We start from the raw sequence: 15,544 nt of genomic DNA, 5'->3' as shown, positions 1-15,544 counted from the left end.
CGCGTAGGCGATAAGGAGAAAAGGCGCGGTTGCTCGTTTTAACCCCGCTCCATTTTTAGAACATGTGTGTGTATGATGTGGGAGGATCTTTTTCCTGAACTTCGCTCGGATTCCAAATCCAACTACCCACAGAAAGGCTTGCCGTGAACCTTGAAGGCTTGCGCGTCATGGGCATTGACCCAGGTCTAACCCGCTGTGGCCTTTCGGTGGTCCAGGCTGGGCGCGGTCGCGCGGTGATTCCCGTGGCAGTCGGCGTGGCGCGTACGCCGAGCGATAAAGAGCTAACCGAGCGTCTGCTGCGTCTTTCGGTGGCAGTTAAAGAGTGGATGGATGATTACCGTCCCGATGTGGTCGCTATCGAGCGCGTCTTCGAACGCGGCGAGGTCTCCACCGTCATGCAGACCGCCCATGTGGTTGGGGTAGTGGTGCTTGCTGCTGCTGAGCGCAACATCCCAGTGCACATGTACACCCCGTCTGAGGTAAAGAAAGCCATCTCCGGCAATGGCCGCGCCGATAAGAAGCAGATGACGGTAATGATTACCCGTATCCTTGGCTTGAGTGAAGCACCCAAGCCTGCCGACGCCGCCGATGCCCTAGCGCTTGCCGTATGCCACTGTTGGCGCGCACCCGCTTTGGCCCGCGTGGGGGAGAGCACCGGCTCTTGGCCTAAGACCAGCGGCGTGAAGGGCCGGGCCAATAAGCCGCGGACATCGTCTGGTACGTAGCCGGGGTGCCGACCAGCATGACGCTATCCAGACTCGCACTGCTTTACTTACTGTTTCATCGCTTTAGATTTCATCCCGTCAAATAAAGGAGCCCCACCCACATGATTGCCTCGCTACGCGGAACCGTGTTGACCATCGGCCTTGACCACGCTGTCATCGAATGTGCGGGCGTGGGGTATAAGTTTCTCGCCACCCCAGTAACTCTCGGAACCCTGCGTCGCGGGGAGGAAGCTACCGTGCTTACCTCCATGGTGGTCAAGGAAGACTCCATGACTTTGTATGGTTTCGGCAACGATGAAGACCGCGAGATGTTTCACATGCTGCAGTCCGTCTCCGGCTTGGGGCCAAAGCTGGCAGTAGCGGCGCTGTCCGTGATGGGAGCGGGGCAGTTGGCAGCGGCAATCTCTAGCGGTGACGCAAAGACACTGCAGTCTATTCCTGGAGTGGGCAAGCGCATGGCAGAACGCCTAGCGCTAGAGCTAAAGGACAAGGTCAGCGTCTTTGCCCCCCAAGCAGGAGCCGGCGAAGTTACAACGGGTACTTCCGCTGTGGCCCATGCACCGGTAGTCGAGCAGGTCGTGGAAGCGCTCGTTGGACTGGGCTTTAGCGATAAGGCGGCGCGGCCCGTCGTGGAATCTATTGTGGAGGCAGATCCGGCAGCCGAGACTTCCACCGTCTTGCGCGGTGCACTGGCACAATTGGGACGCAAGAAGTAACTTTCGCAGTTCATATTCGCTTTGAGTCTTAACCCCCGCCCGACTATCTAAATTAAGTGAGAATGCATGTCCGATGTAGAACGCACTGAATTTCAGCTCCCTGAGGGGCTAGCTGACCCGAGCGCGCCGCAGCGCAACCTCGACGTTGATGCGAGCGAGCAGGTGGGCGAGCACGACATTGAGCGTTCCTTGCGTCCGAAGTCCATTGAGGAATTCATCGGCCAGCCCAAAGTGCGCGAACAGCTCTCACTGGTGTTGAAGGGTGCTAAGAACCGTGGGGTAACTCCAGACCACGTGTTGCTCTCGGGCCCGCCTGGCCTGGGTAAGACCACCATGGCGATGATCATTGCGCAGGAACTCGGCACGTCATTGCGCATGACCTCCGGCCCAGCGCTGGAGCGTGCCGGTGACCTGGCTGCCATGCTGTCTAACCTGATGGAGGGTGACGTCCTATTCATCGATGAGATCCACCGCATCGCACGTCCGGCAGAAGAAATGCTGTACATGGCGATGGAGGATTTCCGCATCGATGTCATCGTGGGCAAAGGCCCTGGCGCTACTTCCATCCCGTTGGAGATTCCGCCTTTTACCTTGGTGGGCGCTACCACCCGCGCCGGCATGCTGACCGGCCCGCTGCGTGACCGCTTTGGTTTCACTGCGCAGATGGAGTACTACGACACTGCTGACCTGAAACGAGTAATCACCCGTGCGGCAAAGATTCTGGACGTCTCCATCGATGAAGATGCTGCCGTAGAAATCGGTTCTCGCTCGCGCGGTACGCCGCGTATTGCGAACCGGCTGCTGCGCCGCGTGCGTGACTTTGCTGAGGTCAACGGTGACGGTCACATTGATCTCGCCGCAGCGCAGGGCGCGCTGGCCGTCTTCGACGTCGATGAAAAGGGCCTGGACCGCCTCGACCGCGCGGTACTGGAAGCGCTCATCAAGGGCCACGGCGGCGGCCCAGTTGGTGTGAACACACTCGCAGTAGCGGTGGGTGAGGAGCCTTCCACAGTGGAGGAAGTCTGCGAGCCGTACCTCGTGCGCGCCGGCATGGTTGCCCGCACTGGCCGGGGCCGCGTGGCTACCGCGGCCGCCTGGCACCATATTGGATTGGAACCGCCCGAGGGTACGTTGGGCGAGGCGCTGTTTTAGAAGCCGCGTCGCGGCGTTTTGGCAGCCGCTAGATGTGGGTTTCTGGCACACTATCCTGTTATGGAATACGCATTTCTACTCGTTATCGCCCTCCTTATTATCCTGCCTAGCTTCATGACTATGCGGAAGCAGAAGGAGCACCAGAACAAGCTGCGCAACCTCCAGGAAAACCTGGCCCCGGGGCAGGAAGTTATTACTGCGGGCGGCATGCACGGCACCGTGGTTGCCACCACCGGACGCGACGTGCAGCTACAGATTGCCCAAGGCGTTGTCGCAACCTTCGACAAGATGGCCATCGTGCGCACCGTTGAAACCGAGCAGCCTGGCGAGGTCCCCGACGTCGACAATGCACGCGATGCGGATGGGACCGCTGAGCCTGTTGAGTCAGTTGAGTCTGCTGAGGATTCGCAGCGTTAGCTGATGTTGTAGCACTGGTCACACTCAGTGCTAAAAGCTGAGACCCCGTTGAGTTAATGGCCCGTCCATGACGTAGCATGAGGGATCGTGCTCGTGGGGCAGTAAAACATTGGCCGCACGAATTATTCACTTTTATTTTGTAAAACCCTGTTTCTAGTTGCACAGGAGAACTTCTTGTCCGCAAAAAATCGTGGCGCATTGCGCAACAAAAACAGGCAATGGCCCAAGCGCGCCATGGCCTTGTTTGCGCTAATCGTCGTTGCTATTTATGCCCTTATTTTCCTAACCGGCCCGCGCGAGGCTTCGACGAAGCTCGGCATCGACTTGCAGGGCGGTACCCGCGTGACCCTCGTGCCGCAGGGAGAGGAACCGACGCAGGATCAGCTCAAGCAGGCACGCGACATCCTTGAACAGCGCGTCAACGGTATGGGCGTTTCTGGCTCCGAGGTGGTTATTAACGGATCCACCCTCGTTATCACCGTCCCTGGCGAGGACGCCTCGCAGGCACAGGCAGTGGGCCAGACCTCCCAGCTTCTGTTCCGCCCTGTTGCGCAGCAGCCGATGCCGGATATGTCCAAGCTGGAAGACACCTTGCAGGATATGGCTAACCGCTGGGTGGAATACCGAGTTATCACCCCTGAGCAGGCTAATGAATCCCTGAAGAACGTCAACGACGCAATCCAGCAGAGCGCAGAGCAGGCTAGCAAAAAGGACGCTAAGAAGTCCGAGGCACCGAAGGTCACCGCTAAGCCAAAGGAAGAGCCTTCCAACTCGCTTGAGAAGGCAGACTTCCGTGATGAGATGACCAAGATGCTGCTGAAGGACCGCCAGTCTGAAGACGCCACGACCATCTCCGCGGCTTCCGCACTGATGCGTTGCGACGCCGATACCGATCCGCTCGCCGGCACCGACGATCCAGCTAAGCAGTTCGTGGCTTGTGACTTTGCTAATAAGACGCCGTATATTCTGGCGCCGTCCCCGCTTCTCGAGGGCATCAAGGATCCAAACGGCACCCGCCTGACCGGTAACGAGATCGACACCAACAAGCCGATCAATGGTGGGCTGAACCCACAGACTGGCCAGATGGAAATCAGCTTCGCGTTCAAGGACGGCGATGGCCCGAACGGCTCTGAGACGTGGTCCAAGCTGACCCAGGAGAACCTGAAGAAGCAGGTTGCCATCACCCTTGACTCCGCGGTTATCTCCGCACCTGTCATCCAGGGCGCAACCCCGGTTGGTTCTGCTACCTCCATCACCGGTGACTTCTCCCAGGAAGAAGCAACTAGCCTGGCTAATAACCTGAAGTACGGCGCACTGCCGCTTTCCTTTACCGGTTCCAACGGCGAGCCTGGCGGCACCGTCGAGACTGTTCCGCCATCACTGGGCAAGGCAGCTTTGAAGGCGGGCCTTATCGCCGGCATCGTCGGCTTCCTCCTCGTGGCTGCATACTCCCTGTACTATTTCCGCGCACTCGCCGGCATTTCTCTTATCACCCTGGTTGCCTCCGGCATCCTGACCTATGGCGCCCTGGTTCTGCTGGGCCGCTGGATTGGTTACTCCCTGGATCTTTCCGGCGTCGCTGGTCTGGTCATCGGTGTGGGTGCCACGGCTGACTCCTTCGTCGTCTACTACGAACGCATCAAGGATGAGCTGCTCGAGGGCCGCTCCTTCCGCTCCGCAGCCACCAAGGCCTGGGAGCGCTCGCGTGCCACCATCGTCACAGGTAACGCCGTGACGCTCATCGGCGCCGTCATCGTCTACTTCCTCTCCATCGGTGAGGTTAAGGGCTTCGCCTTCACGATGGGCCTTACCACTGCCTTTGACTTGGTTGTTTCCTTCCTCGTCATGGCGCCGCTCATGCAGCTCATCGGCGGCAAGCCTGCGGCTGCGAAGCCCGCAATGAATGGTCTCGGCGGCATCTACGCGCTCGTCGAGGAGCGCCGCGCCCGCGGCTACTACGCAAAGACCCCGGCAGCAGGAAAATCTGATGTGTCCCGCCTGTCCGAGGAGGAGAAGTAAGCATGACCTCTAGCGTTAAGTCCCACAAAATTTCCAAGCTGGACCGCCTCTACGAGGACGAGGGCGGATTCGATTTCATTGGCCGTTCCAAGACCTGGTACGCCATCACCGCAGCCCTCGTGGTTGCCGCCGTCTTGGCCATCGCCATTCGCGGCTTCAGCCTCTCCCTCGACTTCGAGGGCGGCACCAAGCTCAACATGCCTGCAGGCAACCTCGTGGCCGAGCAGGTAGGAGACACCTTCGAGGAAGCAACCGGCATCGAGCCGGAGATGGTGCAGATTGTCGGCGCCGGCGATTCCCGCACCTTGGAGATCACCACCGAGCGCCTTTCCCAGGAGCAGGTCGACACTGCCCGCCAGGCGATCTTTGAAAAGTATGAGCCGAAGGACGAATCCGGCGAGGCGACTCCGGATGCGATTGGCTCCTCCACGGTTTCTGAGTCCTGGGGTTCTTCCATCACCGAGCGCATGTTGCTGGCCATGCTCGTATTCTTGGTCGTCGCCACCATCTACGTGGCAGTGCGCTTGCAGCGCGACATGGCTTTCGCCGCCATTTTGGCGCTGATTCTCGACGGCGTGATCATTGCCGGCATCTACGCCTTGTTCGGCTTGGAGGTTTCCCCGGCCGTCATCATTGGTCTGCTGACCGTTCTGACCTTCTCCATCTATGACTCTGTCATCGTCTTCGACAAGGTCAACGAGAACACCGAAGGCTTCGAGGGGCAGCGCAAGCGCACCTACGGCGAGCTGGCCAACTTGGCTACGAACCAGACCGTCATGCGTTCGATTTCCACCTCGATCATCTCCGTGCTGCCAATCATCGCGCTGTTTGTTATCGCGGTCTGGCTCATGGGCATCGGCACCCTGCGCGATCTCGCGCTTATCCAGCTGATCGGCGTTATCGAGGGCATTTTCTCCTCGCTCTTCCTTGCTACTCCATTGCTGGTTACCTTGGCTAACCGCCGCAAGGCAGTAAAGAAGCACAATGCTGCGGTCAAGGCCTTCCGAGCCGAGCACGGCGAGGATGCCACCGAAGAAGACACAACAGAGGCGGCCAAGGGTTCGCGAACCGTGGCTTCGCCGCAGCGTGCGGCAACAGGCGAGAAGGCGGCGTCGCCAAGCACTGGCGAGAATGGCACCCCGCGTAACCTGGATACGCCGGGCAGCGCTGGCGCAAGCTGGCGCCCGGGCCGTTAAGTACAACGGGGCGAAAAGGAGCGAGTACTACCGTGGTAAACACACCACAGAACGAGCGTCATTGGAGCAAGCGAGCTGCGATGGCGCTCCTCGCCATTGTCGGGCTAAGCGCAACGGCGTGTTCGAATGGACCGGGCGAGGATTCCGCGGAGGATGCAAAGAACGCCGGACCCAAATCCACCGATTACTTCGGCTACATGGTCAATACCCGCCTGGCCACCACCAATGCGGGAACGTCCTTTGGCAACGCTACGAATGCGGCCCAGCTGGCGAGCCGCCTATACCCAGGCATCTACATGCCGGGCCCATCGGGGCAGATGATTCCAAACTCGGACTTGGTGCAGACCGAGGAGATACCGGCCAGCCCGGAGAACCCATATAAGCAGGTCAATTTCACCTTGTCGGAGCAGGCAACCTTCTCCGACGGCGTTCCGGTGACCTGCGATGACTACCTGCTGGCATATACCGCTGGCGTCATGCCGGCCGAGTTTGGCTCGCATATGCCGCTTAATAGCGAGATCGCGCAATTTGATTGCGCGCCCAACGCGAAGAAGTTCACCATCACCTTCAACAAGGACCAAGGCGATAGGTGGCGTTACCTTTTTGGCCCGGGCACCGTAATGCCGGCGCATGCCGTTGCTAAGAAGGCCGGGATGAACCTAGAAGAGCTCAACGCGGCGCTGTCCACGCAGGATCCTGCGTCCTTGCAACAGGTCGCCGAGACCTGGCGCTACGGTTTCTCCACAGCAGCCGAGGACTTTGATCCCGCGCTGCAGGTTTCCTTTGGTCCCTTCGTCGTGGATAAGGTCGGCGAGTCCGGCGAGGTCATCCTGCGCGCGAACGAGGAGTACTTTGGTGATCACCCCGCTACTGACAAGGTTGTGGTGTGGCCAAATACCGCAGATGCCAAGGCGCTGCGGGAGTCTGGTAACCTGCGCGTTGTCGACGCAGGCTTCGCTAAGCCGAAGTGGCTGCCGGCCGCCGACGAGGCAAGCCCCTATGAGGTTGAGCCCACCGTCGGCGGGTTGACCGATACGTTGACGCTGTCGCAGGCTGGCGTGTTTCAGGAGCCGTGGGCGCGTCAAGCCTTCGCGGCCTGCATCGACCAGTCCCGACTGGCCAAGGTCAGCTCGGACATCTCCGGCGTGGACGTGCCGCCGGTCTACGCGCGCACCCTGCGTCACTCCGACCCGGTGGGCACGCACCTTGGCGATATCGCAGATGCGCACAAGAAGCCGGACATGACCAAGGCCTCGGAGCTTTCGGGCAATACCATCAAGATTGGCTACTTAGGCCCCGATGAGCGCTATGCCGCGATGGTGGAGGAGATTAAGGCCATGTGCGAGCCGGCCGGCATCACCGTCGAGGACCAGTCCTCCGAATACATGTCCCAGTATTACCTCGAGATGGATCCGGCTACATGGACGCCTACCATCGACGCCTTCTTGGGTCCTGTCGATCCAATGAGCGAGTACGCCACGCCCGATGCCGATATCTCGAATCTGAAGGAGATTCGAGGCGCGGAGGAAAAGCTCTGGGAGGATGTGCCTTCCATTCCGGTGGCAGCGCAGCCGCGCGTGTTCATCGTGGATCGCAACGTCAAGGGAGTGGTGCCTTACACTGGCAGCGCGGGCATTGGCTGGAACATGGACCGCTGGGCCGTGAGCGCTTCCGTGAGCGCTTCCGTGAGCGCTTCCGCGGGCTAGTGCGCAGACCTTTTCTACGTAACACTGATTTTAATGAGGATTTTTAGACCGTGAGTGAAGTTTATTCAGATGCTGCACGTGCGCTGGCGGAAAAAGTCCGCCTAGTGAAGGACTTCCCGGAGGAGGGCATCCTCTTTGAGGATCTCACGCCCGTGCTAGCCGACGCCGATGCCTTCCAAGCCGTCGTCGATGGCCTTGCGCAGGCTTGTAAGGACCTTGGCGCCGACATGATCGGCGGCCTGGACGCCCGCGGATTCCTGCTGGGGTCAGCCGTGGCCTATAAGCTGGGCCTGGGAATTCTGGCCATCCGCAAGAAGGGCAAGCTGCCGCCACCAGTACTGACCCAGGAATACACCCTAGAGTACGGCTCCGCGGCGCTGGAGATTCCGGCCGATGGCGTGGACATCAAGGGTAAGCGTGTCGTGCTTGTCGACGACGTGCTGGCAACCGGCGGCACCCTCTACGGTGCGAAGTTGCTTTTGGAGTCTGCGGGTGCGGAAGTTGCCGGAAACGTCGTGGTGCTAGAGGTCAATGGCCTAGCCGGCCGCGAGCGATTGGCAGATGTTCCGCTGGTAGTGCTCAATCAGGCGGGCGCGACCGGCTAGAATGATGTGGCTAAGGCCATACTAGGGCCATACTAGGGCCATACTAGGCCAAACACATCACCCCCATGACCTATGAGGAGGGCGACGCCGTGACCACTGAGAAGTCGACAAAGCGCCCCAATGGCGGCATGCGCAGCATGTCTGCCCGTTTAGCGCGGTCTTTGACCGGCGGCAGGGTAAGGATCAACCCGGTTTTGGACCCGCTTATGTCCATTCACCGGCAGTTTCACCCCAAGGCCGATGCCGAAGTGCTCAACAAGGCTTATGACACTGCTGAGCGCCTCCATGAGGGGGTATTCCGCAAGTCGGGGGATCCGTACATTACGCACCCGCTGGCGGTCGCCACGATTGCCGCGGAGATCGGCATGGACACCACCACCATCGTTGCGGCGCTGCTGCATGACACGGTGGAAGATACCGACTACTCGTTGGATGACCTCACGCGCGACTTCGGCCCGGAGGTTGCCCGGCTTGTCGACGGCGTGACGAAGCTGGACAAGGTCGCCTTGGGCGCCGCCGCGGAGGCGGAGACGATCCGCAAGATGATCGTGGCCATGGCTACGGACCCGCGCGTGCTGGTTATCAAGGTCGCCGACCGCCTGCATAATATGCGCACCATGCGCTTTTTGCCGCCAGAGAAGCAAGCAAAGAAGGCGCGCCAGACCCTTGACGTCATCGCGCCGCTGGCGCACCGCCTCGGCATGGCGAACGTGAAATGGGAGCTGGAAGACCTTTCCTTTGCCATCTTGTACCCGAAGAAGTACGACGAGATTGTGCGCATGGTGGCAGATCGCGCGCCTTCGCGCGATCGCGCCCTTAAGGAGATCCAGAAACAGGTTGGTGCGGCGCTGCGTGAAAACGGAATTCAGGCCGAGGTCATGGGCCGCCCGAAGCACTACTGGTCCATTTATCAGAAGATGATGGTCCGTGGCCGCGACTTCGCGGAGATCTTCGACCTCGTGGGCATCCGCATCTTGGTCGATGACGTCAACTCCTGCTACGCCGCCATCGGCGTGGTCCACGCGCTCTACCAGGCGCTGCCGGGCCGGTTTAAGGATTATATTTCCTCCCCGCGCTTCGGCGTTTACCAGTCGCTGCACACCACGGTTATTGCAGAAGGTGGCTCCACCCTGGAAGTTCAGGTGCGCACGCACGAGATGCACTACAACGCCGAGTTCGGTGTGGCCGCGCACTGGCGTTACAAGGAGAAGAAGGGCAAGAACGGCGCTGGCGATGCCGAAGTCGACCAGATGGCGTGGATGCGCCAGCTGCTGGATTGGCAGAAGGAAGCCGCGGACCCGAACGAGTTCCTAGACTCTCTGCGCTATGACCTGACCGCCAAGCAGATCTTCGCATTCACGCCTAAGGGCGATGTGGTGACGCTGCCAGCGGGTTCCACGCCGGTGGACTTTGCCTATGCCGTTCACACTGAGGTGGGCCACCGCTGCATCGGTGCGAAGGTTAACGGCAAGCTGGTGGCGTTGGAGTCTCAGCTCAAGTCCGGCGACAAGGTAGAGATCTTTACCTCGAAGGATCAGAATGCCGGTCCTTCGCGCGACTGGCAGGAGTTCCTGGTATCGCCGCGCGCGAAGGCGAAGGTGCGCCAGTGGTTTGCCAAGGAGCGCCGCGAGGAGCACCTAGAGGCTGGCCGCGACGCCCTGGCCACAGAAATCCAGCGTGGCGGCTTGCCGATGCACCGCCTGTTCACCGCATCCTCGATGCGCCAAGTGGCAGAGCAGTTGCACTTTGAAGACGTCGATTCGCTCTACACGGCAATCGGCGCGGGCCACGTCTCGGCCCAGCACGTGGCTAACCAGTTGATGTCGCTCTTCGGCGACCAAGACGATGCCGCTGAGGCACTGGCGTCACGTACTTCACTCACGGAGTTGGAGAACTCCCGCACGCAGCATACTGCCGATTCCGAGAAGGGAACCGGCATCCTAGTGGAGGGTAGCCCCGACGTCATGGCTAAGCTGGCGCGCTGCTGCCAGCCCGTGCCTGGCGACGCCATCTTCGGATTCGTCACCCGTGGCGGCGGCGTTTCGGTTCACCGTGCAGATTGCACCAATGCCGAAAAGCTCAAGCAGGAACCAGAGCGCATGATGAAGGTGGAGTGGTCCTCCGGCAAGGGCGCCGCCGGCGAGTTTGCTGCGAGCGTCCAGCTCGAGGCCATCGACCGCCAGGGCCTGCTGGCTGAGCTGACCGGCGTGTTCAGCGAGCAGAAGCTCAACGTGTTGTCCATGAGCTCCAATCGCGGTGATGACCACATCGCCACGATGCGCTTTACCTTCTCCATTTCGGATACCAAGCAGCTGGGCCAGCTTATGACCACGCTGCGCAACACCGAGGGCGTCTTCGACGTCTACCGCGTGACGGCTTAACACTGTCGCCCTCACCCAACCTGGGGTGAGGGTTTCTTAATGCCATATAGCTGGCGGTTTGCGGGCAGGTGAACTTTCCGGGCATGCCCGGTAAAACGCCAGGTAATGGCATTCATGTGGACTGCAAAGGTGCCTCAAAGCGACTATAAACAAGACGTTCGTACCTCTCTCATGAAACAGGAGAACTCGTGAAATTTCGTCGCTTTGGCCAGCTGCTCGCTGCCTCTACCGTTACTGCCGTCGCTCTCAGCGGAGCCCCTGCCTTCGCGCAGGACAACACCGTGACTATCTCCGTCAGCAACATCACTGACATCCACGGTCATTTGGAAAATGGCCTGCCCAAGGACAAGACCGTAAAGCCCGGCGATGAGATGGGCGCGGCTCTGCTGCAGTCGCTGATTAAGAAAGTCAACGAAGGCCAGGAATACGCGCTGACTTCCTCCGGCGATAACGTGGGCGGTTCTGCATATATCTCCGCCATCTCCGAGGACGAGTACACCATGGACGTTCTCAACGCGATGGGCCTCGATGCTACCGCAGTGGGCAACCACGAGTTTGATAAGGGCGTCGATGACCTGCGGGATCGTATCGAGCCGCACTCCGATTTCCCGATCCTGGGCGCAAACGTGCTGCAGAATGGCAAGCCGATTCTCGATGCTTCCACCGTCCAGGAAATCGGCGGCGTCAAGGTTGGTTTTGTTGGCACCGTTACCCAGAACACCGAGTTCAAGGTTGCCCCGGCAATGATTCCAGGCGTGACCTTCACCGACCCAGTTAAGGCCACCAATAAAGAGGCAAAGCGCCTGAAGGAGTCCGGCGAGGCTGACGTCGTCATCGCGCTCTTCCACGAGGATGCCCAGCAGTTCGCCGACGGATTCAGCACCGACGTTGACGCGCTCTTCGGCGGCGATACCCACGTGAAGACCCAGGGCGAGGTCGCCCGCGAGGGCGCCCTGCCGCTGCAGTGGGCGGAGGGGCATGAGTACGGCAAGCTGCTCAATGACCTGGATATCACCTTCGACACCAAGGCGAAGAAGGTCACCGACATCAAGATGAAGCAGTATGACGCGACGGACGCGGCGTCGCTTAGCGAGGATGCTGAAATCGCCGCGATCGTCGATGAAGCTGCGGCCAAGGCGGAGGAGCTCGGTGCTGACGTCGTGGGCACCATGCCGAAGGCACTCTTCCGTGGCTCCGATGAGGGCAAGGGTTCGGGCTCCAACCGCGGCGTGGAATCCACCCTGAACAACTTCATCGCGCAGGCACAGCGCAAATCTGTGGCGGAGGCCGTGGGCAAGGAGATCGACTTGGGCGTCATGAATGCCGGCGGTGTCCGCGCGGACCTGCCTGCAGGCGAGGTCACCTACAAGGATGTCTTCACGGTGCAGCCATTCGGTAACTCCGTGGCTTACGGCAAGGTTTCCGGCGCTGACCTCATCAACGCTCTGGAGAACCAGTGGCAGGAAGGCTCATCTCGTCCGCGCCTAGCCATGGGCCTTTCCGATAACGTGCAGGTGGTTTATGACCAGACCGGTGAGCACGGTAGCCGCATTAAGTCCGTGACCATCGACGGTGAGCAGGTCGACCCGAGCAAGGACTACACCATCGCGCTGTCCACCTTCCTCATCGGCGGCGGCGACGGCTACTTCGCTGAGGGCGCCATCAAGGATGTTGTGGACTTGGGCTACATGGACACTCAGGCCATGATTGATTACATCAAGGCTGGTAAGCCAGCCGCTCGTGAGGGCCAGGGCCAGATTGGCGCTCACATCACCGGCGAGGTTAAGCCGGGCAATGAGATCACCGTGGAGCTGTCCTCTCTCAACTACACCTCTGAGGGCGAGCCGATGGCAAAGACCGCAACGGTCAAGTTGGGGGATGAGACCGCCACTGCGGATATCGACAACGCGAAGCAGGACGGTGACGACCAGTTCGGTGAGCGTGGCCGCGCGACGCTGAAGCTTAACGTGCCGGCGGACTTCACCTGCGATACCCCGCTCGAAATCACCACCGACGCTGGTACTAAGGCAACGCTGCCGCTTGACGACGCCACCTGCAGCGACGAGCCTGGCAAGGGCGATACTGCCGACAGCTCCTCGCTGAGCTCCCTTTCCTCCCTGAACTCCGGTTCGTCCAAGGGCCTGGGCATTGCCGCGGGCGTCATCGCTGCCATCGTGGGAATCATCGGCGTGGTGGGCATGAACATGCACATGCTGCCGGCGCCGGTGCGTGCTTTCATTGAGAACCTGCGCAAGCAGTTCAACATCTAAGCACTGCAGTCTAAAGCAAGGCACCGTGGAATCTTCTCCACGGTGCCTTTGTCTATCCAAGCTCCGTGAAGGAAATGCGTGATAGTAGAGTAGTTTGACGTGGATATTGTGGATTTAATCGGGCGTGAGTCGGCTTATCAATTAGGTATTGAGCCACACCGCATTCCCGTGGTCCTTCTTGCCACCATCGGTATCTACTTGGCCTTTATGATTCTGGTCAAGCTCTTTGGCACCCGCGTGCTGACGTCGATGACTGCCTCCGATGCGGTCATCATCATTATGTTCGGTGCCGTGGCCGGCCGTGTCATCGTGGGTAATCCACCTACCCTTGCCGCCGGCGTCATCGGCCTTCTAACGCTCATGGTTTTAGAGGCTGCCTTCGGCACCATCCGCCGCTACATCGGCTGGTCCCGCTACCTAGACCGCCGTCCCGTGCTGTTGGTCTATAACGGCGAGCTGCTCGAAGACAACATGCACTTTGCCCACATCACCGTCAGCGACGTAAATTCTGCAACCCGCAAAGCCGGACTCGGCCGCCGCGGCGACATTCAGATGATGATCCTCGAACCCACCGGCCAAATCTCCGTCATCAAAATCGGCCAATTCGTCGACCCGGACCTCTTCCGCGACATCCTCGGCGCTGAGCTCATCGAGGGCATGGACGAGAAAAAAGGGGAGAAGTAGCTGGGCTTTGGGCTGTTCGTAATGCCAAACTACCTGGGAAGCTCTGATAAAAGGTCCAGACTTCTGACAACTTAATCTTTTTCGAATATTCTTTCTTCTGATGAGCGATACTAATGAGGAAGAATCCCCTAACACGCAGATGGCGGAGTCAATGACACCGAAGAGTCAGGCTCGATCGCTGAAGACTCGTGACAGGCTTATAGGGTGGTCTGTTTCCTTGCGCGGCGCACTTTGGATTTTCCTCGTCATTGGTGTCATCGGAGTTACTGCAGCACTCTTTCTGATTCGGTGGCTTACGGGTGCCGAGTGGAAAGATGCCATTTTAAAGCTCGTGAATTACCGTGGGGCGATTCCGAACGCAATTGTTGCTGTCGTAGGTCTCGTAATCGCCTGGCGTTCGTTCAAGCAAAAACAAAGTTCAGATAGGCGCGATGCCTACTACAACAGAATCGAGTGGGCAATGAATCTAACTCTTGATAGCGACGAAAGAAAACGTCGAGCAGGATGGCAGTTGTTGCCAACGCTCGTGACAATGTCTGATCGCTCCGATGAAGACGAGACGTTTGTCCAAGCAATATCGGTATACATCGAGGAGAATTATGAGAATGGTGTAGAGCGTGAGCACCCGACGACGGAATCTAGTGAGGAAGCGTAAACGCCTCAAACTTTACCCAGGAAAAAGGGTGGATTACGCTGTATCAGCGATGTAAGGTTAAGGGCACTGAAAGAGGAGGGACGTGCCATGACGATTGCAGATAGGTCTGCTCAGAATTCTCAGGCGATTTCTGACGAAGAGTTTGAAGCGCTGGAAGAGGCACATTTCTTCATGAAGGAATACATGCAGCGTATGAATGAACCACGTAACCTTCCCTGGTGGGAGAAAGTCCTAGGCGTGTTCGGTATTCGACGAATTGTGCGCTAGCAGAGCTTTATTGAGGAGCACTCAAATAAGAATTCCCTCGATGCCGTTGTTGGCATCGAGGGAATAGTTTTGCGCGTGATGCGTTCTCTGGCATCGGTGCTTGGCTGAAACCGTCCGGTGCATGACTGAAACTTCAGCTGGTCAGGCATAAGAAAACCGCCCACCAGAAGGTGAGCGGTTGTTCTAGATCTTCGGATCGAGTTTAGAAGATCTTGAGGTACTTGTTGACGAAGCCGAACAGTGCGCCGAGGGCGGTGATGATTGCGGTAGCAACGCCGATCCACTCCTTGACTTCCTTTACGTCGACATCGTCGAAGGAAGAGGAACCTCCCTTTTCAGGGGTCTGAGCTTTAGTGGTAGTAGGAGTAGCCGTTGCGGTAGCGGAAGTAGCTGCGGCTGGGGTTTCAGCGGCCATAGCAGCGCCAGCGCCGCCGAAGGAGATGGTAGCGGCTGCAGCTGCTGCAACCAGTGCCTTGCGGGAGAAGAACTTCATGTGTTCAATCCTTAGGAGTTTGGGAATTTCAAAGACCCCACGAATGTTAGTTCCGGCCCTGAAGATATGCAACCGATAAAGCGAAAAAGTTCATCCTGTGAAGTATCTGGAGGATTGTTGTGTGCAGGAGAAATAGGAAAAATGCACTAGATGATTGAGCCTATTTTGTGAAAAGGCCTGCGCACGCATAAGAAAATCTCAGCTAACTCTGAAAATGGTGCATGTAAGACGAAGCCCCTGGGCATACCCATCAGGGGT

At 58.9% G+C, this 15,544-nt stretch carries 14 protein-coding genes; 13 read left to right on the top strand and 1 reads right to left on the bottom strand.

Annotation, left to right across the window (positions count from 1 at the left end):
• Positions 1-143 precede the first annotated feature (143 nt).
• From ruvC to QKB66_RS03110, 13 genes are all read left to right on the top strand, one after another.
• Positions 144-725 (top strand): crossover junction endodeoxyribonuclease RuvC, encoded by a 582-nt coding sequence (gene ruvC / locus QKB66_RS03170; protein ID WP_061922809.1) that lies wholly within the window; start codon positions 144-146, stop codon positions 723-725.
• A gap of 101 nt (positions 726-826) precedes the next feature.
• On the top strand, positions 827-1,441 hold the full coding sequence (ruvA, locus tag QKB66_RS03165) for a Holliday junction branch migration protein RuvA (RefSeq protein WP_414252669.1): 615 nt from the start codon (positions 827-829) through the stop codon (positions 1,439-1,441).
• 66 nt (positions 1,442-1,507) lie between these two features.
• A complete protein-coding gene (gene ruvB / locus QKB66_RS03160) occupies positions 1,508-2,593 on the top strand; it encodes a Holliday junction branch migration DNA helicase RuvB (RefSeq protein ID WP_414252668.1) in 1,086 nt (361 codons plus the stop codon).
• A gap of 60 nt (positions 2,594-2,653) precedes the next feature.
• A complete protein-coding gene (gene yajC, locus QKB66_RS03155) occupies positions 2,654-3,010 on the top strand; it encodes a preprotein translocase subunit YajC (RefSeq protein ID WP_414252667.1) in 357 nt (118 codons plus the stop codon).
• Positions 3,011-3,244: 234 nt separating this feature from the next.
• The gene (gene secD, locus QKB66_RS03150; protein WP_414252855.1) at positions 3,245-5,029 is read left to right on the top strand and encodes a protein translocase subunit SecD; all 1,785 of its coding nucleotides are present in this window, start codon (positions 3,245-3,247) and stop codon (positions 5,027-5,029) included.
• Positions 5,030-5,031: 2 nt separating this feature from the next.
• Positions 5,032-6,225 carry a protein translocase subunit SecF gene (gene secF / locus QKB66_RS03145; protein WP_414252666.1) on the top strand — a complete coding sequence of 398 codons (1,194 nt, stop codon included), beginning with the start codon at positions 5,032-5,034 and terminating at the stop codon, positions 6,223-6,225.
• 32 nt (positions 6,226-6,257) lie between these two features.
• Positions 6,258-7,931, top strand: coding sequence for an ABC transporter substrate-binding protein (locus QKB66_RS03140; protein ID WP_414252665.1), 1,674 nt, complete (start codon positions 6,258-6,260; stop codon positions 7,929-7,931).
• 50 nt (positions 7,932-7,981) lie between these two features.
• Positions 7,982-8,536 (top strand): adenine phosphoribosyltransferase, encoded by a 555-nt coding sequence (locus tag QKB66_RS03135; RefSeq protein ID WP_062038815.1) that lies wholly within the window; start codon positions 7,982-7,984, stop codon positions 8,534-8,536.
• Between the two features lie 65 nt (positions 8,537-8,601).
• A complete protein-coding gene (locus tag QKB66_RS03130; protein ID WP_399530913.1) occupies positions 8,602-10,917 on the top strand; it encodes a RelA/SpoT family protein in 2,316 nt (771 codons plus the stop codon).
• Between the two features lie 188 nt (positions 10,918-11,105).
• Complete coding sequence (locus tag QKB66_RS03125) at positions 11,106-13,187, top strand: bifunctional metallophosphatase/5'-nucleotidase (protein ID WP_414252664.1); 2,082 nt, start codon at positions 11,106-11,108, stop codon at positions 13,185-13,187.
• Positions 13,188-13,286: 99 nt separating this feature from the next.
• Positions 13,287-13,871 (top strand): DUF421 domain-containing protein, encoded by a 585-nt coding sequence (locus QKB66_RS03120; protein WP_248091928.1) that lies wholly within the window; start codon positions 13,287-13,289, stop codon positions 13,869-13,871.
• Between the two features lie 100 nt (positions 13,872-13,971).
• Positions 13,972-14,526 carry a hypothetical protein gene (locus QKB66_RS03115; RefSeq protein WP_145914832.1) on the top strand — a complete coding sequence of 185 codons (555 nt, stop codon included), beginning with the start codon at positions 13,972-13,974 and terminating at the stop codon, positions 14,524-14,526.
• An 87-nt stretch (positions 14,527-14,613) separates the two neighbouring features.
• Positions 14,614-14,793, top strand: coding sequence for a hypothetical protein (locus tag QKB66_RS03110; protein ID WP_062040517.1), 180 nt, complete (start codon positions 14,614-14,616; stop codon positions 14,791-14,793).
• Between the two features lie 202 nt (positions 14,794-14,995).
• On the opposite strand, the gene QKB66_RS03105 is transcribed toward QKB66_RS03110, so the two are convergent.
• A complete protein-coding gene (locus QKB66_RS03105; protein ID WP_414252663.1) occupies positions 14,996-15,286 on the bottom strand; it encodes a hypothetical protein in 291 nt (96 codons plus the stop codon).
• Positions 15,287-15,544: the final 258 nt, after the last annotated feature.

This window comes from Corynebacterium sp. c25Ua_89 (assembly GCF_047459735.1).
In the GTDB taxonomy this organism is placed as follows: domain Bacteria; phylum Actinomycetota; class Actinomycetes; order Mycobacteriales; family Mycobacteriaceae; genus Corynebacterium; species Corynebacterium simulans.
Note: the sequence above shows the minus strand (reverse complement) of the source record. Positions and strands in the feature narration are given on the sequence as shown.